The organism is Bradyrhizobium sp. i1.15.2 (genome assembly GCF_040548425.1).
Classification (GTDB): Bacteria; Pseudomonadota; Alphaproteobacteria; order Rhizobiales; family Xanthobacteraceae; genus Bradyrhizobium; species Bradyrhizobium canariense.
Window position 1 is genome coordinate 243,311 of sequence record NZ_JBEPRQ010000006.1, and the last position, 22,112, is coordinate 265,422.

Below are 22,112 nucleotides of genomic sequence, written 5' to 3' on the forward strand. Positions count from 1 at the left end.
GCGAGGAGCGAAGCGACGAAGCAATCCAGACTGTGTCCGCGGAGGGTTTCTGGATTGCTTCGCTTCGCTCGCAATGACGGCTCAACAACATCGATGATTATCCGATAGACCTCAGACCTTGATCGGGGCGACGTCGATCCATCGCCGCTCCTTCCAGCTCTTCAGCGCGCATTCGGCGAGCTGCACGCCCTTGACGCCTTCGAGCAGCGTGAACTTGTAGGGCGCATCCTCGTAGACATGGCGGATGAACATCTCCCACTGCTCTTTGAAGCCGTTGTCGTAGGTGACGTTGTCAGGCAGCTTCTGCCAGTCGCTGTAGAAATCGTGCAGCCGCTTCTCGTCGGGATTCCACACCGGTCGGGGCGTCGCCTGCCGCGCCTGGATCATGCAGTCGGAAAGGCCGGCGACGGCCGAGCCGAGCGTGCCGTCGACCTGGAAGGTGACGAGATCATCGCGATAGACGCGCGTCACCCAGGACATGTTGATGTGGGCGATGGCGCCGCCCTTGAGCTGGAACGTGGCATAAGCGGAGTCGTCGGCGGTCGCCTTGTACTTCTTGCCCTGCTCGTCGAAACGCTCGGGAATGTCGGTGTTGCCGATGCAGCTCACGCTCTCGACCTCGCCGAAAAGATTGTCGAGCACGTAGCGCCAGTGGCAAACCATGTCGAGGATGATACCGCCGCCGTCCTCGTCGCGGTAATTCCATGACGGCCGCTGCGCCTCCTGCCAGCCGCCTTCGAACACCCAATAGCCGAACTCGCCGCGCACCGAGAGGATGCGGCCGAAGAAGCCGGAGTCGCGCAGGAAGGCGATCTTCTTCAGGCCGGGCAGGAACAGCTTGTCCTGCACCGTACCGTGCTTGACGCCCTTGGAATTGGCGAGCTTGACGACCTCGAGCGCCTCCTCGAAATTGGTCGCGATCGGCTTCTCGCAATAGACGTGCTTGCCGGCATTGATGGCCTGGGTCAGAAGCCCCGGCCGCGCCTGTGTGGTCGCGGCATCGAAGAACATGGTGTCATTCTTGTCGGCGAGGGCGGCGTCGAGATCGGTGGTCCAGCGCGCGATGTTGTAGCGCTTGGCGAGCCCCTCGACCTTCTCGGCGCTGCGGCCGACCAGGATCGGGTCGGGCATCACGCGGTCGCCGTTCTTCAAGCGGACGCCGCCCTGCTCGCGGATCGCGACGATCGAGCGGATCAGATGCTGGTTGAGTCCCATGCGGCCGGTGACGCCGTTCATGATGAGGCCGAGGCGTTGGGTGGTCATGCCGATTGCTCCTGCAGAGATTTTGGCTGTTCGAGCGGGCGTAGCGCCGACCAGTCCGGATGAACCGACGTCGCAAAGCCCGTTGCATTGAGCGATCCCGTGAGGAGATCGCCGTTGTGAATGGAGAGGCGGATGCCCTGCCCGGCATCCGCGTAGAGATCGGGATGCGCGACGGCGAAGGCCTGGGCCTCCGCGGCGGGCGTATCACCGAAGCCATCGACGTAATGGTGGCCGTTACGTTCGGCATGGGTGATGCCGATGAAGGCCGCGAGCGCAAGGTCCTGCTGCACGGCGAGGCCCGCCTGGCAGGTGAGGTCCTCGCCGGTCACGAAGAATCTTTCGCCGGCCAAGCTCCATTTCGCCGCGCGTGTCGCGTTGACGATGGACTTGTAAAGCCCTTTGCAGGACTTCGAGGAGATGCCGTGATAGCCGAGCGCCCGTGCCGCGGGAAACGCGTCGTAGGAATCGTCGGCTTCGTCGATGATGAAGCCGCGCGCCGCGAGCGAGCCGAGCGGCGACTGCCTCGTGACATCGCGCGGCATCGGCTGCTCGACATAGAGCAGCCTGGATGAAATCGATCGCAGCGCAGTGTCATGGTCGAGCCGGCCGATGAGTTCATGCAAGGCTGCGAGATCGGCATATTGCTCGTTGGCATCGAGCGTCACTTTGTAGTCCCGGTCCAGCGCATCGAGCTCCTTGCCAATGCGCGCCAGCCGCGCTGCATCGCCGACGGGGTCCCCCGACAGCTTCAGCTTGAAGTATCTTGCACCGGAGTTCTCGTGGGGATCTGCAACTCCGCCCTCGCCTTCAACGGTGTCGTCGAGACCGACGGTATGCCTGATGGCAACGCGCGCCAGCGGCTTCCGGCCCGATAGAAAGGCCGTGATATCCGTTTCCTTCAGGTCGGGCGAAAGCCGCGCGTCGATGCCGGCGACATTGCCGGCCATGCCGTCGAAGAAATTGGTCTCGGCAGCGCGGAGCAGCGCATCGAGGATCGCTTTGTCGATTTCGGCGGGTCCGCAAGCCGCGGCAAGCGCCGGAATGTTCTTTTTCGCACAGGTCGCGACCTGGGCACCGATGCACGATGCATGCAGATCGAATGCCGTCAAAAATCCGGTTCGCGCGAGATAAAGCCCCCGCGCGATCTCCAGCGAGCGGCGCAAGTCATCGACGGTCTGGGCCGGCGAAAGCTCCGACCGCTTGTCGAACCATTTTGGCACCAGCAGCTCGGCACTCGCACCGACAGCACTTCCCCTGCCCTCGACCGCGATCCCGACCCGCACGAACAGCTGCGGAGTCGCGTTGATCGTGATCGCGCCAAAGCGGAACGGCCGCGCGAACTGCACGGGACGTTCGAAGAAGGCGATGTCTCGCAGCTTCAGGCGCGGTGACATGGCTTCAGTCCAACGCCCCTTGCGAGAAGAAATGCTTGCGGATGCGCTGTACGAGTTCGGTGAACACAGGGTCGGCCATCACGTCGAGCGAGCGCGGGCGCGGCAGCGGCACGTCGTAGATCGCGGCGATCGCGCCGGGCCGCTCGGTCATCACCAGCACGCGATCGGCGAGGAACACGGCCTCGGGGATCGAGTGCGTGATCAACAGCACCGTCTTCCTGGTCTCGCGCTGGATCCGCATCAGCTCGACATTCATGCGCTCGCGCGTCAGCGCATCGAGCGCGCCGAACGGCTCGTCCATCAGCATGATCCTGGGATCATGCACCAGGGCGCGGCAGATCGAGGCGCGCTGCTGCATGCCGCCGGAGAGCTGCCAGGGCAGCTTCTTCTCGAAGCCTTCGAGCCCAACCAGCTTCAACAGCGCCTTGGCGCGGTCGAGATATGTCTGGCGCGGCAGCCGCTTCATGTCGATCGGCAGCATGACGTTGGACAGGATGTTGCGCCACGGCAGCAGCAGCGCGTTCTGGAACACGATGCCGACATTGCCGTGCGGCGCCGTCACCTTCTCGCCCTCGACCAGGATCTCGCCCGTCGTCGGCGGCAGCAGCCCCGAGATCAGCTTGAGCAGCGTGGACTTTCCGCAGCCGGATGGGCCGACGACGACGAAGAACTCTCCGTCGTTGATATGGAAGTCGAGCGGCCGCAACGATGGCACATCGCCGTCGCGCGTCCGATAGGTCTTCGACACGCCGGACAGTTTGATGCCCGACGCATCGCCGGCAGCCCGGTCGCTCACCAGTCTCAGATGCGCGGCCGGTTGCAGGGTTTCACTCATGTTCGTCGCAGGTTTCACGAACCGCTCTTCGGCAGATAGTCGTTGGTGTAGAACGCCTTCGGGTTCTCCTTGGCCTTAGCATCGAGCCCGCCATATTCGACCATCAGATTGACCGAGTCCGTCATGTTCTGGTCGGTGACCTGGAACGGGCGCTTGCCCTTGGTCTCAGGCGTCCGGTACAGCGGAATGGTCAGCTCAAAGCCCTGCGTCAGCGTGTCGATCTTGCCGCCCTTGGGGTTGGCATCGAGGATCGATTGCGCCGCGGCCTTCGGCTCCTTCTCGGCGGCTTCGACCGCGTTGGTCGTCGCCGACATGAAGCGGCGGACGAGGTCGGCATTGGCCTTCACATAATCAGTGTTGGCGATGATGCCCGACGAGACCATGTTGATGCCGTAGTCGGCGAACTTGATCGGATAGACGTCCTTGCCGGTGGCGTCCTTGATCTTCATCGACTGGTCCATGACGTAGCCGAGCAAGAGATCGGCCTGGCCGTTGATGACGGCGTTGAGCTTGGTCTGGCCATCGCCCGCCACCGTCTGGAAGTCGCTTTCCTTGAGGCCGGTCTTCTTCAGGAACAGCGGCCAGATCTGGGTCATGGAATCGGCCGGTGTGATCGCAACCGTCTTACCCTTGATATCCTCGGGCTTCCTGATGTTCTTGTCGACGAAGCCCATCGCGGACATCGGGCTGGTCTGGAGCAGCACGCCGGTCGCAACCACTGGCGCACCCTTGATCGCGGCGCGCATCATGGTGGGCACGTCGACATAGCCGAAATCGGCGGTCTTGGCGGCCACCGCCTGCGTGGTCGCGGCCGAGCCGCGGCCTTCCTGGATCTCGAGGTCGATGCCTTCGGCTGCGTAAATGCCCTTGGCCTTGCCGTAATAGAACGGCGCGTGCTCGCCATAGACGTACCAGTTGAGCATCAACACGACCTTGTCGGCTGCTTGCGCCGGCATGGCCGCGAACACCATCAGCGCCGCCGAGACAGCTCCTATCCACCGCTTCATCGTCACTCTCCCTTGTCGTTGTTGCGTCGGCCGTTGGCGGCCGTTCGTTGCTATGGTTGTTGTTAAGAGGCGAAAATCACGTCCTCGCGCTGGCTGACATGCCAGGGAATGACCAGCTTCTCGATCCGGTCCACAATCCAGAACAGGATGACGCCGAGCAGCGCCAAGATCACGAGCGCCGCGAACATCGTCGGCAGGTCGAAGGTTCCGATCGAGCGCTGCATCACATAGCCGATGCCGGAATTGGAGCCGACGAACTCGCCGACGACGGCGCCGACCACGGCCAGCGTCACCGACACTTTGAGGCCGGAGAAGATCGCCGGTAGCGCATGCGGCAGGTTCACCGCGCAAAACACCTGGAAGCGGCTGCCCTGCATGGCGCGGGCGAGATCGACCATATCTGGATCGACCGATTTGAAGCCCTGCACGGCGGAGACCACCACCGGAAAGAAGCCGAGCAGGAACGCCGAGATCACTTTCGGAATGATGCCGAAGCCGAACCAGACCACGAACAGCGGCGCGATCGCGATCTTCGGCACGGACTGAGAAAACACCAGCAGGGGATAGACGTAGCTCTCCACGGTCTTGGATCCCGCGATCAGCATCGCGATGGGGATACCGAACAGCGCCGAGAGCGCGAAGCCGCAGACGGTCGCATAAGTCGTCGGCCAGGACTGGCGCAGCAGTTCCGGCCAATCGGTGCGCAGCACCGCAATGACATCGCCCGGCGACGGGATCTGATAGGCGGGAATCTTGAACAGCCGGATCGCGAGATCCCAGGCCACGACGATGAACACCAGGAACAAAAACGGCCGGATCCAGGCCGCATTCAGCATCTTGGACACCGCACTCTGCGGCTTCAGCTCAGCCACGTCTCACTCCCGGTCGTCTTGTTCGTTGGGCGAGAAATTAACCCGTTGGGTAAATACTGTCCAGCGGTTTTCCTGCGACGTTTTGGGCGGGGGTTCCGCAAGGTTTGGGCGGGGGATCGCGGCGGAACGTGCCGTCCCTCCAAACATTCGGTGTCGTCCTGGCGAAGGCCAGGACCCATAACCACAGGTGAAGTTTGGCGAGGCTGGTCGTTCGGGATTGGCACCACGCGCGATCGATGGATCACGCGGTATGGGTCCTGGCCTTCGCCAGGACGACGTTGGGGGTGCAGTCCGACTCCACAATTTCCATTATCGCAAGCAGCGATACGACGAAGTCGCGCTAAACCGTCTGCACCACCGCGGCGCGCGATTTCGGCGTCTTGGTCATAGCTAACAGTGCGGCCGACTGTCCGGTCAGCGCTGCCAGCACGAGGCCGACCATGTGGTCTAGCCGCTCGTCCTTGGCGTCCTTGGCCAGCAGATCGCGACCGAAGATCACGCTGAGCGTCGCCGAGTTCGAGAGATAGAAGAAGCACAGCCCCGCGATCGAGATGTAGAGCTGGACAGGATCGACCGCGACCTTGAAGTCGCCGCCGGACACACCGCGCCGCACCACGGTGCCGATCATTTCGACGAAGGGCGAGTGCATCGACTTGACCTTGGTCGAGCGCTTCAGGTGCTTTGCACGGGCGAGATTTTCGGTCTGGAGCAGCGACAGGAATTCAGGATTGCGCAGGAAATAATTCCAGGTGAACTCGATCAGGCGGCGGATCGCCTCGGGCGGATCGAGATGCTCGAGATCGAGCCCGCGCTCCTCGCTGCGGATCTTGTCGTAGGCGCCTTCGAGCACCGCGAGATAGAGCTCGTCCTTGTTGCCGACGTGATAATACAGCATCCGCTTGTTGGCGCCGGCGTTGGCCGCGATGCGGTCGACGCGCGCACCGGCGAGCCCGTGCGCCGAGAATTCCTGCTTGGCGGCTTCGAGAATGCGCAGCCGCATCCCCTCGGGATCGCGCTGCCATTTCAGAGTTCGCTTTGCCGCTGCTTTCGCCAAACCGGGTGCTCGCTGGATGCTTCAAGACGCATGTAACACGCGCGCGGCGGTTTGAGAACGATCTCGTGCCCCGGACGCAGCGCAGCGCTTCTTCAGCGGTGCGCTGCAGAGCCGGGGCCCATATCAATGAGAGGTCGCCGCCTTCTGGGTCCCGGCTCTGCGCAGCAGCGCTGCGCGCTGCAGCGCGTCCGGGACACGAAGAGAGCGGAGATCAATCCACCGGCTTCGGCGAGCGCTCCAGCAGGACCGTCTGGATGCCGCAGGTGCCGGTCCTGACCGTCATCACCCGCGTGCCCGGCTTGCGGCCGTTGCGCACTTCGCTGACGTCGAGGCCGGCGGCGATCAGGCGGGCGCGCGTGGCGTCGATGTCGGTCACCCGCCAGCTCAGGCCCCAGAGGCGGTCATGCAGGGGATCGCCGCCCGCAACAGGGCGGCGCACCAGCTCGACGACGAGATCGCCGCAGCGGAAGAACATCAGCTGGCCCCAATCCTGGTGGGAGCGGTCGAGCGCCAGATCGAGCCCGAGCCGCGCGCCATACAGCGCGGCGGCACGATCGGAGTCCTCCGTGGTGATCACGACGTGGTCGAGCGCATCGATCGGCCCGATATCGGTCGCCGGCGAAAGCGGACGCTCATCAGCCAGTTCGAGGAAGAACATGCGCACGCCGCGCGTGAGCTCCGTGGCGGCGCGCGTCCGCTTCCAGTGCAGGGCCGCGCCGCTCTCCGCGTCGCTGCTTTCGACCTCGGCAACCGGATCCGGCTTGAGCGCCACCCGCTCCAGCCGCCGGTGCATTTTGCTCATGTCCGCGACACGAAAGCACAGGCTGGCGAGCACGCCTTCCTGGTCGCCGAGCAACGCGCGCATGCGGTCGGCGGTCACGCTGAAGCCGTTCGGCGCCATCAATTCGATCGTCATGTTGGCGAGAGTGAACAGCACCCGATCTGCGCCCTCGCCCGAATTCTGCCAGGCCGGCGCGCGCCCGAGCAGCGTCTGATAGGCCGCCCTGGCCGCACCGATATCCCTGACCAGTGCGACGACGTGATCGAGGCCGGTGATCATGCTACCCCCTGTTGAACGGCCCGGAACCGTGGACCGAGAGACGGCGTTTGTCCGGGCTTGGCATTGTCCGGTGATGGTCGTATTCCGGCCGCATGCCGACCTCAAGCACTCCGGGCGGCGGTTTTGCGAATAATTTCAGCGGTCCCGCGGCGGAACCGGTGTTACAGTAAGCGCGCCGGCCGGGACCACAAAGCGCATCACGGACAAGCAATGCAGGCTCTCTTCATCGGACAGACCTATATCGACGTCGTCTTCATCACCGACCACATGCCGACCGGCGACGAGAAGCACGTGGCCTCCGACTACGCGGTTTCCTTCGGCGGCAATGCGGTGACCGCGGCGTTCTGCTGCGCCAAGCTCGGCATCGTGCCCGATCTGATCGCGACCGCGGCCAATGACTGGCTCGGCCGCATGTTCATGGACATGTGCGCGAAATACGCGATCTCGCTGCATGGGCGGAAGGTCAACCAGTCCTCGCTGTCCTTCATCATGCCAAAGGACGGCAAGCGCGCCATCGTCCGCTGCCGCGACGACGACCACATCCATCCGTTCCCGATGCTCAATCTCGGCGGCTGCCGCGCGCTGCATGTCGACGGCCATCAGCCCGATGCCGCGATCCACTACGCAAAAGTCTGCCGCGAGGCCGGCATTCTGACCTCGCTCGACGGTGGCGGCCTTCGCACCAACACGCATGAGCTATTGGAATTCATCGACGTCGCCATCGTTGCCGAGCGCCTGTGCGAGCAGATGGATCTGACGCCGGAGAAGATGCTGGATTACCTCAAGAGCCGCGGCTGCAAGATTGGCGGCATCACCATGGGCGAGAAGGGCCTGCTCTGGTACGACGAGACCGGAACGGTGCAGGTGATGCCGGCGATGCCGATTCCGCGCGAGCGCGTGATCGACACCAACGGCGCCGGCGACGTCTTTCACGGCGCCTATGTCTATTCTTATCTCGCCCATCCCGGCAAAAGCTGGCGCGAGCATTTCGATTTTGCCCGGGCAGCCTCGACCTTCAAGATCCAGCGTCTCGGCAACGAAGCCGGCCTGCCGACCCTTGTCGACATCGCCAAGGTCAGGCACGAGTTCGAGGTCAGGGTCTAGCGTTCGCAGAGGTCTCTCATGGGGCGGGTCTTCGTCGCCGGCAGCATCAACATGGATGTGGTGGCGACGGCCGATCGCCATCCCCGGGTCGGCGAGACCGTCGCCGGCAAGCAGGTGTTGTATTTTCCGGGTGGCAAGGGCGCCAACCAGGCGGTGGCGGCGACGCGGCTTGGCGCGCGGACCACGCTGATCGGCCGGCTCGGCAAGGATTCGTTCGGCGGTGAGCTGAGGACGTTCCTCGGCGCGCAAGGCATCGATCTCGGCGCGATCCGCGAGACGGCCGAAGCGCACACCGGCACCGCCATCATCACGGTGGCGGAGGCCGACAACACCATCGTCGTCATTCCCGGCAGCAATGCGCTGGTCAGCGTCGATGACGTCGCGGCCGTCCCGCTGGCAAAGGGCGATGTCGCGGTCAGTCAATTCGAGATCCCGCTGCCGACGATTGCCGCGTTCTTTCAACGGGCTCGCGACACCGGCGCCACGACGCTGCTCAATCCGGCCCCGGCACAAACCATGTCGAGCGAATTGCTCGCGCTGGTCGACATCCTCGTGCTGAACGAGACCGAGCTCGGCCTCCTCGCCGGCGTGGAGTTGTCCGACAGTGACGAGGCCGCGCGGATCCTCGACGTCGCGCGAAAACTTCAGGCGCGCGAGGACCAGACCATCTGCGTCACGCTCGGCAAGCGTGGCGTGCTCGCGCTCGCCGGACGCGAGGAGATTTCGGTGTCCGGCCGCGTGGTGAAGGCGATCGACACCACAGGCGCAGGCGATTGTTTTGTGGGAGCACTCGCGGCGCAACTTGCCGACGGCGTCGACTTGCGCGCGGCACTCGCCTTCGCCAATGCCGCCGCCTCGATCTCCGTGCAGCGCATGGGCGCGGGGCCGTCGATGCCGACAGCCGCGGAAGTCGGCGCGGTGATGTAGACCGCGCGCTTCCTTCACCTCGCCCCGCAAGCGGGGCGAGGGAGAAGAGCTCACGCCAGCGCGCCCTTCAGGTCAAAACTTTCGTCGGCGGCCTGCTCCGGCGTGATCGAGCGATCCAGGCCGAACAGGCGGCGGCCGAACATGTGGTCGCCGGCACGGTTGATCGATTCGATGCCGAGCAGACTGTCCCCCTTGTAGCAGAACGCCGAGAACGCCTTCCTGGCGGGATCGCCGCGCAGCACGACGCGGTCGTAGCCGGTGGTGAGGCCCGCGATCTGGAGCTTGTCCTCGCCCTGGTCGCTCCAGAACCAGGGATGGCTGTCATAGGCCTTGCGGTCGCCGGTCAGCCGCGCCGCGAGGCAGCGCGCGTGATCGGTGGCATTCTGCACCGATTCCAGCCGCTGCGATCCGCCGAAGCGCGGGCTGTTGAACAGCGCGCAATCGCCGATCGCCGAGATATCGGGATCAGCCGTCGCGAGATATTCGTCGACGATGATACCGGCCGCGACCGGCAGCCCCGCCTCCGCCGCGAGCTCGATATTCGGCAGCACGCCGACGCCGACCACGACGAGGTCGGCCGGCAGGTGCCTTCCGTCGCTCAAGGAGACGCCGGTGACCTTGCCGCCCTCAGCTTCGATGGATGTTGCCTGCACGCCGAGGTGAATGCGGATGCCGGCCTCGCGATGCCGCGCCTGAAAATACTCCGAGACCTCCGCCGTCACCGCGCGCGCCATCACGCGCGGGGCGAGTTCGAGCACGTCGACCTCGAGGCCCTTGATGCGCGCGGTGGACGCGAATTCGAGGCCGATGAATCCCGCGCCGATCACGACCACCCGCGTCTTCGAGGGCATGATCTTCCGCAGCGCCTCGCTGTCGTCGAGGATGCGCAAATATTTCACGTCGGGAAGGTTGGCATTGGGCAGATCGAGCAGCCGGTTGCGCGCGCCGGTCGCCAGCACGAGGTGGCCATAGGGCAGCGTCCTGCCCGAGGCGAGCAGCACCTTGCGCCGCGCGCGGTCGATCGACACGGCGCGGTCCGCCACCAGCTCGATGGTCTGGTCCTGGTAGAATTTCTCCGGCCGGAACATCAGGCTCTCCGGCCCGGCCGCGCCCTTGATGTAGGCCTTGGACAGCGGCGGCCGCTGATAGGGCAGATGCGCCTCGTCGTTGATCAGGCAGATAGCAGCGGAAAAGCCCGCCTGGCGCAGGGATGCCGCGACCTGGTAGCCACCATGGCCGGCACCGACAATGATCACCGGGCCATCGGTCATTGGACAGCCCATTTCCGCAAGACACGAGCGTCACCCATGTCGTCTCCTCTCTCGCTGATTTTGGCTTGCTTGCCCAGGAGGAGCCGGCGCTCGTGTCCGTCCCTGACGAAGGCAGGCCCATTTGAACCTATCGTTCCGGCTTGCGCAAGGGCGGCTGGCAGGGATTGTCACCCCTCGCCTTCTGCGATTTAGTCGCACGAACGACCTCATGCCGGGGATTACTCAGATGCCTGCTCCCGTCTCCCAGCCCGATGATCCCGCCTTGCTGCGGATCGACGGCCCGATCGCGACCATCACGCTGAACCGCCCCGCCGCGTTCAACTCGATCAATCTGGCGATTGCGCAAAAGCTCGAACAGCTCGCGGCCTATCTCGAGGGCGACGATGGCATCAGGGTTTTGGTGATTGAGGGCGAAGGCCGCGCCTTCTCGGCCGGCGGCGATTTGCAGACGATCGGAGCAGCCGCCGAAGCGGGCACGGTGACGCCGGTCGTCGGCGAGCTCCTGAAGCATTATCACGCCTTCATCGAGATCGTCCGGCGCATGCCAAAGATCTCGCTGTCGAGCGTGCACGGCTCGGCCGCCGGCGCCGGCATGGGCCTCGCCTTCGTCACCGATCTCTGCATCGCCGCGGAAGATGCCAAATTCACGCCGGCCTACGCCAAAATCGGCGTGTCGCCGGATGGCGGCTCCACGGTCGGCATCGTCAACACCGTCGGCCCGCGTCGCGCGCTCCAGATTTTCCTAGCCGAGGACAACTTTACCGCGCAGCAGGCCAATGCATGGGGCCTGGTTGCGAAGGTCGTTCCCGCCGCCGAGCTGAAGGCCGCAACGCGAACGCTCGCCGAACGTCTCGCCCAGAACCCGGCGGCGGCGATTGCCGGCACCAAATCACTGGTCTACCAGGCCGCCACGACGCCGGTGAAGCAGCAGCTCGACGCCGAGGAGCACAAGATCATCATGGCGATGAACACGGAGGAGTTTCGGGCCGCCGTCAAGAAATTCACGAGCAAGTCGAAGTGACACCCGCCCGCAGTTTCTACGGCCTGCGTCATGGCGCGACCGATTGGAATCGCAAAGGGCTGTTCCAGGGCCGGACCGACAACCCGCTGAACGAGGACGGTCTGCGGCAGGCGCACGAGGCAGCGAGCATCTTGCGCGGCGCCGGCATCAGCCGCATCGTCGCAAGCCCGCTGCTGCGCGCGGCGCGAACGGCCGAGATCATCGCGACGCGATCTCGGTGCCGCTCACGATCGACGCCGGCATCATCGAGCTCGATTTCGGCAGCTTCGAAGGCCTCCCCGTCGGCGACCTCATGATCAAGCACGGCGTCACATCAGCGACCGGCCTTGTCTCGATCCTGCCCGCCGATGGCGAGAGGTGGGAGGCCATGGCCGAGCGGTCGCTGGCTTGCGTCTCGGCATGGCTCGACTGTCATCCCGGCGACGATCTGCTGTTCGTCTGTCATGACGCGGTGATGCAGGGCATGGCGAACGCGCTTTGCGGCAATTATTTCAAGAACAGCCACGGCACGCCGTTCCGCTATCTGCAGGAAGGCGGACAATGGCGCGTCGAGCAATTCGCTACTGCGGACAGATATAACCCGTCCCCGCCGGCGACTTGAAGCAGCCGACCGATTCCGGCAGCACTTGCCGCGGCAGCCACAGCACCACGCTCGGGAAATAAATCGCAAACGCGATCGTCCCGAGGAACACCAGATAGATCGGCAACGCGGCGCGTAGCGCCTTTGCGAAACTGACGCCGACGAATTTCGAGGCCATCAGCAGCACCAGGCCATAAGGCGGCGTGATCAGGCCGAAGGCGAGCGTGGCGATCAGCACCACGCCCATATGCACGGCGTTGATGTCGCCGGCTTCCGTCAGCGTGTTGACCAGCGGCATGAAGATGATGATGGTCGGCACCGGCTCGATGAAATCGCCCACGATCGTGAACAGCAGCACCATCAGCAGCATGATCAGATGCGGATCGTTGCCGGCGATCGAGGTGATGACTTCGGCGATGTAGCTTGCACCGCGCAAATAGGCGAGCATCCAGCCGAACGCATTGGCGGCGCCGATCGTGATCAGCGGCAGCGAGAAGATCAGGCCCGCAAGGCAGAAATCGTACGGAATCTTCCTGATATGGCCGCGGTTGAGCGCGGGGATCACGACCGCGACAATCCAGACCACCGCAACGACGCCGGCTTCCGTCGGCGTGAACCAGCCGGTCAGAATGCCTCCTAACAGGATCACTGGGATCATCAGCGGTAGCGCCGCATCGCCGGCCGCGAACACCACCTGCCGCAGCGGCGCGCGCGGCTTGCGCAGGCCGGACGGGCCGAAGAAATAGCAATAGATCATCAACCCGAAGCCGATCATCAGGCCCGGCACGACGCCTGCCATGAACAGGCCGGCGATCGAGACGTTGCCGACGGCGCCATAGACCACGGCCGTGATGCTCGGCGGCACCAGCGCGGCGATGGTCGAGGCCGACGCGATGATCGCGGCGATGAAGGCGGGCTCATAGCCCTCGCGTTTCATCGGGCCCCCCAGCGCGCGGCTCATCACGGCGACGTCAGCGGTGGTCGAGCCCGACATTTCCGAGAAGAACATGCTGAAGACGACCACGACCTGCGAGAGGCCGCCTCTGATATGCCCCACCAGGGACACCGAGAGGTTGGCTATCCGGACCACCACATTGGCCGAGCTCATGAGCTCGCCGACCAGCAGGAAGAAGGGGATCGCCAGCAGCGCCTCGGAATCGACGCCGTCGAAGATCTTCTGGATGATCGCGGCGAGCGAGACGTCCGACAGCAGCGCGCCGATGAAGACGCCGGCCATCAGCGAGAACGGCACGGGCACGCCGAGATAGCCGAAGGACAGGAAGCAGACCGTCATCAACGCCAGAACGATGGGTGCGCTCACGGCTGCGCCCTCATCTGCGCGTCGGTGATGACAGGCGCCCCGTCATCCTCTTCGGGCGGCTCGGGGTGGTCAAAGCCGTTGCGCACGCCGTTGACGAGCTGCTCGATGGTGAACAGGCCGATCAGCACGCCCGACAGCGGAATGATCGCGTAGAGCGAGGCGATCGGCGTGCCCGACGGCAGGCGAAAACTGCCGAAGCCGCGAAGATAGTTCTGATAGCCGTACACGATCAGGCAGAAGGCGACGCCAAGCACCACGATCCGGATGATGATCTCGACGATCAGACGCGGCGTGCCGTGCATCGCCTCGGAGATCGCGGTGAGATAGAGGTGGTCGTTGCGCCGCGTCGCAGCCGCTGTGCCGACGAAGATGGCGTAGATGAACAATGTCGAGGTCACTTCCTGGAGCCAGAGCCAGGGATGGCCGATGGTGCGGGTGACGATGTCGGCGGTCACCGACAGCGAGAAGCCGAAGCAGAGCACGCCGCAGAGGATCATCAGCGCGAGTTCGAGCCAGTCGAGCCCGCGCCATTTGAGGTGGCGTTGGCGTTGCACCAGCAGTTTTTCGGCGATGGGCATTGTTGCTCCCGGCTGCGGGTTTTCTGAACCTCTCCCGCTTGCGGGAGAGGTCGGCGCGAAGCGCCGGGTGAGGGCTCTCTCCTCATCGGGAGTCTCTCCGCGGAGACACCCTCTCCCCTACCCTCTCCCGCAGGCGGGAGAGGGAGCGCACCGTCTTTCGGCATCACGTCAATTGATCGAGCGGATCAAATCCTTGATCTTCTCGGCGTGCGGGCCGAGCTCCTTGGCGAGCTTGTCGAGATAGGGATCGGCGACCGCCGTGAAGCTCTTCTTGTCGACGTTGTCGACGATCTTCACGCCCATCTTCTTGAGCTTCTCCGCCGCGGTGCGTTCGAGGTCGAAGGCCTTCTGCGGCTCCTTGGAGCTGACCTCGTTCCCCGCCGCCTGCACCCAGCCCTTCTGCTCCGCCGACAGGCTCTGCCAGAGCTTGTCGGAGATGAACACCAGCGCGTTGTTGGCCTCGTGCTCGGTGATGTTCAGGACCGGCGCGACCTCGTAGTGCTTGTTAACGAGGTAGACGTTGATGCTGTTCTCGGCGACGTCGACGACGCCGGTCTGCAAGCTCGTGTAGACGCTCCCGAACGGCATATGCACGGTTTGGGCGCCGTAGGCCGGGAACATGGTGTCCTCGGTCGCGGTCGCCTGCACCCGGATCTTCAGGCCCTTGATGTCACCGACGTTATGGATCTCCTTCTTGGAGTACATGTGGCGCACGCCCTGCGAACCGGTCGCGATCACATGCAAACCCTGCGTGGTCTCGTCGATCATGGTCTTGAGCGCCGCGAACACTTTTGGATCGGCCAGGCCCTTGACCACGTGGTTCTCGTCGCGGAAGAGGAAGTGCAACGACATCACGCCCGCTTGCGGCGAGATCGTCGCGGTGTTCGCCGAGGAGATGATCGCAAATTCGACGTCGCCCGCTTTCACGAGCTGGAGCACCTGCGGCTCCTGCCCGAGCTGCGCGCCCGGATACTGGTCGATGATCATGGTGCCTTTGCTCAATTCCTTGAGCTTGTCGGCAAAGAGGTCGCCCGCGATCGAATAGCCGGTGTTGCGCGGCTGGTCATAGGCGAAGCGATAATGCTTCACCTCCTGTGCCGACGCGCTCGTTACGAAGAGAACAGCGGCCGTTGCCGCCAGCCCAAGCATGGATCGTGCAATCATCGTTTCCCCCTGTTTTATCGCTCGCCGCTTTAGCGGTCTAAGCGTTCGTTCGGGTGGTTGGTCACCCCTTATCCGTCTTCTTCCCAGTTCTCTGCATAAAATCGAAATCGCAGCCCTCGTCGGCCTGCATGATGGTCTCGTTGAACAGCCAGGCATAGCCGCGCCGCGCCTCGTCGGGAGCGGCTGCCGGCTTCAATAAGGCATGGCGCCGTTCCAGCTCGGCCGCATCGACCAGCAGCTCGATGCTGCGCTTGGCGACGTCGAGCCGAATCATGTCGCCGTTCTTCACCAGCGCCAGCGGCCCGCCGACGGCGGATTCCGGCGTGATGTGCAGCACGATGGTGCCGAACGCGGTGCCGCTCATACGCGCGTCGGAAATGCGCACCATGTCCTTGGTGCCGCCACGCGCGAGCTTCTTCGGGATCGGCAGATAGCCCGCCTCGGGCATGCCGGGCGCGCCCTTGGGCCCGGCATTGCGCAGCACCAGCACATCATCGGCGGTGACGTCGAGATCGGGATCGTCAACCCGCAGCGTCATATCCTCGACGGATTCGAACACCACGGCACGTCCGGTGTGCTGCAACAGTTTTGGGCTTGCAGCTGACTGCTTGATCACCGCGCCGCGCGGGGCGAGGTTACCGTGCAGGACGGCGAGGCCGCCTTCCTTCTTGATCGGATTGTCGCGCGCGCGGATCACGTCCTGGCCGGGTACGTGTTCCGCGTTGGCGGCGACATCGCGCAGGCTCTCGCCCGTGATGGTCTTCGCGTCGAGATCGACGAGGTCACCAAGCTGCGCCAGCAGTTTCGGCACGCCGCCGGCGTGATGGAAATGCTCCATGTAATGCTCGCCGGACGGCTTGAGATCGATCAGCACCGGCACCTCGCGGCCGATCTGGTCGAACACGCCGAGGTCGAGCCGGTGCGGCGAGCGATGTGCCATCGCGGTCAAATGAATCAGGCCGTTGGTCGAGCCGCCGATCGCCTGGAGCACGACCTGCGCGTTCTTGAAAGATGCAGGCCTCAGCACCTCGCTCGGCTTCGGACCTTTGGTCTTGGCCATCTCGGCGGCCACCCTGCCGCTCGCTTCGGCGAGCCGAAAGCGCTCCGCATGCGGGGCGGGAATCGTCGCGCTCATCGGCAGCGACAGACCCATGGCCTCGATCATGCAGGCCATGGTGGAGGCCGTGCCCATCACCATGCAGGTGCCGACCGACGGTGCGAGGCGGCCGTTGACCGCCTCGATCTCGACATCGTCCATTTCGCCGGCGCGATACTTGCCCCAGAGACGGCGGCAATCGGTGCAGGCGCCCAGCACCTCGCCCTTATGGTGGCCGACGACCATCGGCCCGACCGGGATGACCACCGTCGGCAGATCGGCGCTGATTGCGGCCATCACCTGCGCCGGCAGTGTCTTGTCGCAGCCGCCGATCACGATCACCGAATCCATCGGCTGCGCGCGGATCATCTCCTCGGTATCCATCGCCATCAGATTACGCAGATACATCGAGGTCGGATGCGCAAAGCTTTCGGCGATCGAGATGGTCGGGAAAACGAACGGCATCGCGCCCGACAGCATCACGCCGCGCTTGGCGGCCTCGATGATCTGCGGGACGTTGCCGTGGCAGGGATTGTAGTCGCTATAGGTGTTGGTGATGCCGACGATCGGGCGCTCCAGCGCGTCGTCGGAATAGCCCATGGCCTTGATGAACGCCTTGCGCAGGAACAGCGAGAAGCCGGCATCGCCATAGCTTGTCAGCCCTTTGCGCAACCCACTCGTCATCATACCGCTCCCATTACCGGGTCATTGTCGTACAGCCTGCCCCTTGATTGTCAATAAGACAGACGTCAAACCTGCTATTTTGGCCGTCGACGCCCCGGTGATGACCAGATTATTGACAATCCAAGCCTTCCCTGCTCCACAGGACGGACCGGCCGAGCGCCGGGAGGCCGAGGGCATGTCCGACACTCACACCGCAGATGCCACGATGGTCCGGCGCGACGATCCGGACGACATCGTCGCGCGGCTCGAGGAGGACATCATCTTCGGCCGCCTCGCGCCCGGCGCGCGCCTGACCGAGGACGCGCTGATGTCGGCTTACGGCACCTCGCGGCACTTCGTGCGCCAGGCGCTGGTGGATGCCGAGCGCCGCGGCATCGTCCGCCGTGAGAAGAATGTCGGCGCCACCGTGCGGTTCTATTCGGCCGAAGAGGTCCGGCAGATCTACGAGGTCCGGGAGATGCTGACCCGGCAGGCGGCGCTGATGATCCCCCTGCCCGCACAGCAAGGCCTGATCGACGAGCTCTCCGCATTGCAGCGGCAATATTGCGCGCGAGCGGATTTGCAGGACCTGCGCGGCATCCATGAAGCCAATGACGCCTTCCACCTCGCGCTGTTCTCGGCCTGCGGAAATCCGTATCTGGTGCGCTCGCTGCAGGACTACATGAACCTGACGCTGCCGATGCGCGCCAAGAATCTCGCCGACCGAGACGGCCTGGCGCAATCACGGCGCCAGCACGAGCTGATGATCGAGCTGTTGAAAGGCCGCGACAGCTGGGCGCTGGCCCAGCTCTGCGTCGATCATATGCAGTTCAGCAAGAAGGATTATCTGGCGCGGATTGCGGGTGAGGCCGAGCGCTAGCGCGTGCGCCCGTTAGGCCATGGCAAGCCAAGTCGCAGGTTCAGTACCGTCTTAGCAGGCCGCGCTCCACGCTGGTATCACCATAGTCGGCGCAGGCCGCTTTCGGGTCGTTGATCAACTGCGCTCGGATGCGCCTGAACGTTTTGGCGGCCGCGTCGGACACCTCGATGCGGAATTTACCGGCATCGTAGTTTTCGCCGTCGCGGGCCTTGGTGGCTGCCGCATAGGCGTCGATCATCGCCATCGCGGCATCCGTGCTGCCGAGAAGTCGGGCGCCGAGCTGGACACTGCCGGCACCATTGACCTCGTAGCCGACGCATCGTTGTTCGAGCACCGCGGACGCGGTGACGAGCTGGTCGAGAAACGTCGCCTCGGCGTCGCTGAGCATCGCGGCTCGCGCCGGGGCCGACATGATCAGCGCTAGCAGTACGACGGCTGGCAATTTGATTTTCATTGTTCTGACTCTCGCCGCCGCAATCGAACCGTGATCGCGGCACCGGTTGCCGAAATGCGATCGCGCAGATCGAGAACCAAATGCCGAAGGCAAGGTTGACCTGGATCAATGGGCAGGGCGGCCAAGCCAAAGCTCGGCCCCCGCATGCGCTCGTCCTCAATGAACCGGGGGCCACCGCGTCGTGATGGACATCAAAACCTTTTGTCAACCCATCGAAATAGCGCGCCGTCGGAAATAGATAGGACCGGCGTCCAGCCGCGAATCGCACGTTCTTCCCCGTATTCCCTCCCGAATGAAATGCCATGACCGAACAAACCCTGACCGAGCCGATCGTCGAGCCGCAGGAGCGATCCCGCGGCTTTACGCGCTACCAGACGATCCTCGTTGCGCTGCTGGCGCTGGTCCAGTTCACGATCATCATCGATTTCATGATCATGTCGCCGCTCGGCGCCATCATGATGCCGGCGCTCGATATTTCGGCCGCTCAGTTCGGCGTGGCGGTCTCGGCCTATGCGTTCAGCGCGGGAATTTCCGGCATCCTGGCGGCCGGCTTCGCCGACCGGTTCGACCGCAAACGGCTGCTGTTGTTCTTCTACGCCGGCTTCACCCTCGGCACGGCGCTGTGCGCGATCGCGCCCAACTATCATCTGTTGCTGCTGGGGCGGATCGTGACCGGCCTGTTCGGCGGCGTGATCGGCTCGGTCGTGCTCGCCATCGTCACCGATCTGTTCACGCTGCAATTGCGCGGCCGCGTCATGGGTTTCGTGCAAACCGCCTTCGCTGCAAGCCAGGTGCTGGGCATCCCAGCCGGCCTTTTCCTCGCCAACCAGTGGAACTGGCACGTCGCGTTCGGCGCGCTGGTCGGCCTGTCGGTGATCGGGATGATCGCCGTGATGCTCCTGATGAAGCCGGTGAACGGCCATCTCGGGCTGAAGCAGGATCGAAACCCGTTCCGGCATCTGATCGCAACGGTCTCTCAGCCGCGTTATTGGATGGCGTTCTCGGTGACGACCCTGCTGGCGACCGGCGGCTACATGCTGATGCCGTTCGGCAGCGCCTACACCGTGCACAATCTCGGCATCGACATCGTGCATCTGCCGACGATCTATCTCGTCTCCGGCCTGTTCAGCATTGTCATCGGCCCGCTGGTGGGACGCGCGAGCGATGCCTTCGGCAAATACCCGACCTTCGTCTTCGGCAGCGCGATGTCCATCGTCATGGTGCTGATCTACACCCATCTCGGCGAGGTGAGCCTGACGGTCGCGATCCTGGTCAACGTCCTGATGTTCGTCGGCATCTTCTCCCGCATGATTCCGTCGCAGGCGCTGATTTCCGCAATCCCCGAGCCGGCGCAACGCGGCTCCTTCAGCGCGGTCGGCGCGTCGCTGCAGCAGCTCTCCGGCGGGCTCGGCTCCGTGCTCGCCGCCGCACTCATCGCGCAGGACGCCGACGGTACGCTCCGGCATTTCGACCGGCTGGGATACGTCGTCGTGACGACGGCCGTGATTTCTCTGATCCTGATGTACTTTGTGCAGCGGCCCATCGCGGCCCAGGCCGGCAAACGCGTTGTCTAGGGCGTCGTTTCCGACGCCCTGGATTTGCGAATGCGCTCCTACCGCTTATTCCAATCGATGATGCGACTTGTGTCGCCGTCGAACTCGTTGCTGCAGAACGCGCCGCCCTGATAGTGATCGCCGACCGGATCTGGCTTCAGCTTGGCCTGCTCGGCCATCGCATGTGCCACGTGGTCCTCGGAGCGCCCCGTCGGACGGTAGCCGAACTCGTAGGCGCGGTGGTTGTCCCACCAGGCGCGCTCGTTCAGGGACACGCCGTAGAAGATCTCGAAATGAATGTCGGGATGCTCGAGCCCGATCTGGCAGAGCTGCACCAGATCTTCCGGCTTCAGCCAGATCGAGATCCGGCGAAGGTCCAGAGGCACGTCGCCGAAATTGCCAATGCGAAGGCAAGTCACCTTCAAGCCGTGCTTGTCGGCATAGAGCGCCCCGACCGCTTCGCCGAACACCTTGCTGACGCCATAGCGGCCGTCGGGGCGCGGGGTCACGTCGGTGCCGATCTTGTGGTGGCGCGGATAGAATCCGACGGCATGGTTCGAGGAGGCAAACACCACGCGCTTGACGCCCTTGCGATATGCAGCCTCGAACAGATTGTAGCCGCCGATGATGTTGGCCTGGAGGATGTCGTTCCAGGGACCTTCGACCGAATAGCCGCCGAAATGGATGATGCCGTCGACGCCCTCGCAGATCGCCTCGCACTGCGCCAGGTCAGAGAGATCCGCCGCCTTGAATTGCTCGTTCGCGCCGAGGTCCTTCGGCGGGCGGATATCAGAGAGCAGCAGGTCCGGATAGATCGGCGGCAGCAGTTTCCGCAGGCGCGTTCCGATCCCGCCCGAAGCTCCCGTCATCAAGATACGCGGCATGTCTTTCCTCGCCTTTGGCAACCAATTTGCGGTCACATGTCTCTAATGATAGCAGGATTGTCCAGAGGGAACGAAACGAGAGAACCGACATGAATGAGGCATCGTCCCATCCCCAGGAGCGGCCAGGCTGGCGGCCGGCGAGCTACTATCCCGATCCGGCGATAAAGGCACTCGATCCCCGCTTCGAAAAATACTGGCTAAAACTCTCGGCGGTGGAGCGGCTGACGACCGGCTTGCGCTGGGCCGAGGGGCCGGTGTGGTTCGGCGATGGTCGCTATCTCCTGTGCAGCGACATTCCGAACCAGCGCATCGTCAAATGGGAGGAGGAGACCGGCGCGGTCTCGGTGTTCCGCAAGCCCTCCAATTTCGCCAACGGCAACACCAGGGATCGCCAGGGTCGGCTCGTCACCTGCGAGCATGGTGGGCGCCGCGTGACCCGCACCGAATATGACGGCGAGATCACCGTGCTGATGGATCAATTCAACGGCAAGCGGTTAAACTCACCGAACGATGTCATTGTTAAATCGGACGGCTCGATCTGGTTCACCGATCCAACCTTCGGCCTGCTAGGCAATTACGAGGGCTACAAGGCCGAGCCGGACATTGATCCGAATGTCTACCGGCTCGATCCCACAACCGGTAATGCGACCATCGTCGCCGAAGGCGTGCTGGGTCCGAACGGGCTGTGCTTCTCGCCGGACGAGAAAATTCTTTATGTGGTGGAATCGCGCGGCGTGCCGAACCGCAAGATCCTCGCCTATGACGTCTCGGCGGATGGCACCACGATCTCGAACAAGCGCGTCTTCATCGACGCAGGCCCGGGCACGCCGGACGGCATGCGCTGCGACATCGACGGCAATCTCTGGTGCGGCTGGGGCATGGGCGATCCCGAGCTCGACGGCGTCGTGGTGTTCGCCCCCGACGGCGTCATGATCGGCCGCATCGCACTGCCCGAACGTTGCGCCAACCTCTGCTTCGGCGGCGTCAGGCGCAACCGCCTGTTCATGGCGGCGAGCCAGTCGATCTACGCGTTGTATGTGAACACGCAAGGAGCGGTCGGGGGATAGTTTCGCCGCCGTCGTTGCGAGTCCGTAGCCCGGATGGAGCGAAGCGCAATCCGGGACAGTCCCC

At 64.0% G+C, this 22,112-nt stretch carries 20 protein-coding genes and 1 pseudogene; 7 read left to right on the forward strand and 14 right to left on the reverse strand.

Going from position 1 to position 22,112, the window contains the following annotated elements; all coding sequences use genetic code 11:
- Positions 1-111 precede the first annotated feature (111 nt).
- The 7 genes from ABIB80_RS14320 to ABIB80_RS14350 all read right to left on the reverse strand — a co-directional run bounded on the left by ABIB80_RS14320 (position 112) and on the right by ABIB80_RS14350 (position 7,485).
- Positions 112-1,263 (reverse strand): Gfo/Idh/MocA family protein, encoded by a 1,152-nt coding sequence (locus tag ABIB80_RS14320; protein WP_354127733.1) that lies wholly within the window; start codon positions 1,261-1,263, stop codon positions 112-114.
- Positions 1,260-2,657: an enolase-like domain-containing protein gene (locus tag ABIB80_RS14325; RefSeq protein WP_354127734.1), complete on the reverse strand. Its 1,398-nt coding sequence runs from the start codon at positions 2,655-2,657 to the stop codon at positions 1,260-1,262. The genes ABIB80_RS14320 and ABIB80_RS14325 overlap by 4 nt, the downstream gene beginning before the upstream one ends.
- Before the next feature lie 4 nt (positions 2,658-2,661).
- Positions 2,662-3,492 carry an ABC transporter ATP-binding protein gene (locus ABIB80_RS14330; protein WP_246648965.1) on the reverse strand — a complete coding sequence of 277 codons (831 nt, stop codon included), beginning with the start codon at positions 3,490-3,492 and terminating at the stop codon, positions 2,662-2,664.
- A 14-nt stretch (positions 3,493-3,506) separates the two neighbouring features.
- Positions 3,507-4,499, reverse strand: a complete 993-nt coding sequence (locus ABIB80_RS14335) for an ABC transporter substrate-binding protein (RefSeq protein WP_354127735.1) — start codon at positions 4,497-4,499, stop codon at positions 3,507-3,509.
- A gap of 62 nt (positions 4,500-4,561) precedes the next feature.
- A complete protein-coding gene (locus tag ABIB80_RS14340) occupies positions 4,562-5,371 on the reverse strand; it encodes an ABC transporter permease (protein ID WP_007593901.1) in 810 nt (269 codons plus the stop codon).
- Positions 5,372-5,711: 340 nt separating this feature from the next.
- Complete coding sequence (locus ABIB80_RS14345; RefSeq protein ID WP_007593902.1) at positions 5,712-6,371, reverse strand: TetR/AcrR family transcriptional regulator; 660 nt, start codon at positions 6,369-6,371, stop codon at positions 5,712-5,714.
- 265 nt (positions 6,372-6,636) lie between these two features.
- Positions 6,637-7,485: a VOC family protein gene (locus ABIB80_RS14350; protein ID WP_354127736.1), complete on the reverse strand. Its 849-nt coding sequence runs from the start codon at positions 7,483-7,485 to the stop codon at positions 6,637-6,639.
- A 210-nt stretch (positions 7,486-7,695) separates the two neighbouring features.
- On the opposite strand from ABIB80_RS14350, the gene ABIB80_RS14355 reads away from it, so the two are divergent.
- Complete coding sequence (locus tag ABIB80_RS14355; RefSeq protein WP_007593904.1) at positions 7,696-8,589, forward strand: sugar kinase; 894 nt, start codon at positions 7,696-7,698, stop codon at positions 8,587-8,589.
- Between the two features lie 18 nt (positions 8,590-8,607).
- Positions 8,608-9,516 (forward strand): ribokinase, encoded by a 909-nt coding sequence (rbsK, locus tag ABIB80_RS14360; protein ID WP_354127737.1) that lies wholly within the window; start codon positions 8,608-8,610, stop codon positions 9,514-9,516.
- 50 nt (positions 9,517-9,566) lie between these two features.
- On the opposite strand, the gene ABIB80_RS14365 is transcribed toward rbsK, so the two are convergent.
- A complete protein-coding gene (locus tag ABIB80_RS14365; RefSeq protein WP_354127738.1) occupies positions 9,567-10,787 on the reverse strand; it encodes an NAD(P)/FAD-dependent oxidoreductase in 1,221 nt (406 codons plus the stop codon).
- Positions 10,788-11,013: 226 nt separating this feature from the next.
- Here ABIB80_RS14365 and ABIB80_RS14370 point away from each other — a divergent pair, with 226 nt between their 5' ends.
- Positions 11,014-11,808 carry an enoyl-CoA hydratase/isomerase family protein gene (locus tag ABIB80_RS14370; protein ID WP_354127739.1) on the forward strand — a complete coding sequence of 265 codons (795 nt, stop codon included), beginning with the start codon at positions 11,014-11,016 and terminating at the stop codon, positions 11,806-11,808.
- Positions 11,805-12,409, forward strand: a pseudogene (locus ABIB80_RS14375) (histidine phosphatase family protein). Before ABIB80_RS14370 ends, ABIB80_RS14375 begins: the two are co-directional and overlap by 4 nt.
- Here the strand turns inward: ABIB80_RS14375 and ABIB80_RS14380 are convergent.
- From ABIB80_RS14380 to ABIB80_RS14395, 4 genes are all read right to left on the reverse strand, one after another.
- Positions 12,369-13,709, reverse strand: a complete 1,341-nt coding sequence (locus ABIB80_RS14380) for a TRAP transporter large permease (protein WP_354127740.1) — start codon at positions 13,707-13,709, stop codon at positions 12,369-12,371. The pseudogene ABIB80_RS14375 and the gene ABIB80_RS14380 overlap by 41 nt on opposite strands.
- Positions 13,706-14,287: a TRAP transporter small permease gene (locus tag ABIB80_RS14385; RefSeq protein WP_007593915.1), complete on the reverse strand. Its 582-nt coding sequence runs from the start codon at positions 14,285-14,287 to the stop codon at positions 13,706-13,708. Before ABIB80_RS14385 ends, ABIB80_RS14380 begins: the two co-directional genes overlap by 4 nt.
- Positions 14,288-14,455: 168 nt before the next feature.
- Positions 14,456-15,451, reverse strand: coding sequence for a TRAP transporter substrate-binding protein (locus ABIB80_RS14390; RefSeq protein ID WP_354127741.1), 996 nt, complete (start codon positions 15,449-15,451; stop codon positions 14,456-14,458).
- 61 nt (positions 15,452-15,512) lie between these two features.
- Positions 15,513-17,231: an IlvD/Edd family dehydratase gene (locus ABIB80_RS14395; protein WP_354127742.1), complete on the reverse strand. Its 1,719-nt coding sequence runs from the start codon at positions 17,229-17,231 to the stop codon at positions 15,513-15,515.
- 175 nt (positions 17,232-17,406) lie between these two features.
- Between ABIB80_RS14395 and ABIB80_RS14400 the strand changes: the two genes are divergently transcribed.
- Positions 17,407-18,090 (forward strand): GntR family transcriptional regulator, encoded by a 684-nt coding sequence (locus ABIB80_RS14400; RefSeq protein WP_354127743.1) that lies wholly within the window; start codon positions 17,407-17,409, stop codon positions 18,088-18,090.
- 40 nt (positions 18,091-18,130) lie between these two features.
- On the opposite strand, the gene ABIB80_RS14405 is transcribed toward ABIB80_RS14400, so the two are convergent.
- Complete coding sequence (locus ABIB80_RS14405; protein ID WP_354127744.1) at positions 18,131-18,544, reverse strand: hypothetical protein; 414 nt, start codon at positions 18,542-18,544, stop codon at positions 18,131-18,133.
- Positions 18,545-18,846: 302 nt separating this feature from the next.
- On the opposite strand from ABIB80_RS14405, the gene ABIB80_RS14410 reads away from it, so the two are divergent.
- Positions 18,847-20,118, forward strand: a complete 1,272-nt coding sequence (locus ABIB80_RS14410; protein WP_354127745.1) for an MFS transporter — start codon at positions 18,847-18,849, stop codon at positions 20,116-20,118.
- A gap of 38 nt (positions 20,119-20,156) precedes the next feature.
- Here the strand turns inward: ABIB80_RS14410 and ABIB80_RS14415 are convergent, their stop codons facing one another.
- Positions 20,157-20,981 carry an NAD-dependent epimerase/dehydratase family protein gene (locus ABIB80_RS14415; protein ID WP_354127746.1) on the reverse strand — a complete coding sequence of 275 codons (825 nt, stop codon included), beginning with the start codon at positions 20,979-20,981 and terminating at the stop codon, positions 20,157-20,159.
- An 89-nt stretch (positions 20,982-21,070) separates the two neighbouring features.
- Between ABIB80_RS14415 and ABIB80_RS14420 the strand changes: the two genes are divergently transcribed.
- The gene (locus tag ABIB80_RS14420; RefSeq protein ID WP_354127747.1) at positions 21,071-22,048 is read left to right on the forward strand and encodes an SMP-30/gluconolactonase/LRE family protein; all 978 of its coding nucleotides are present in this window, start codon (positions 21,071-21,073) and stop codon (positions 22,046-22,048) included.
- Positions 22,049-22,112 lie beyond the last annotated feature (64 nt).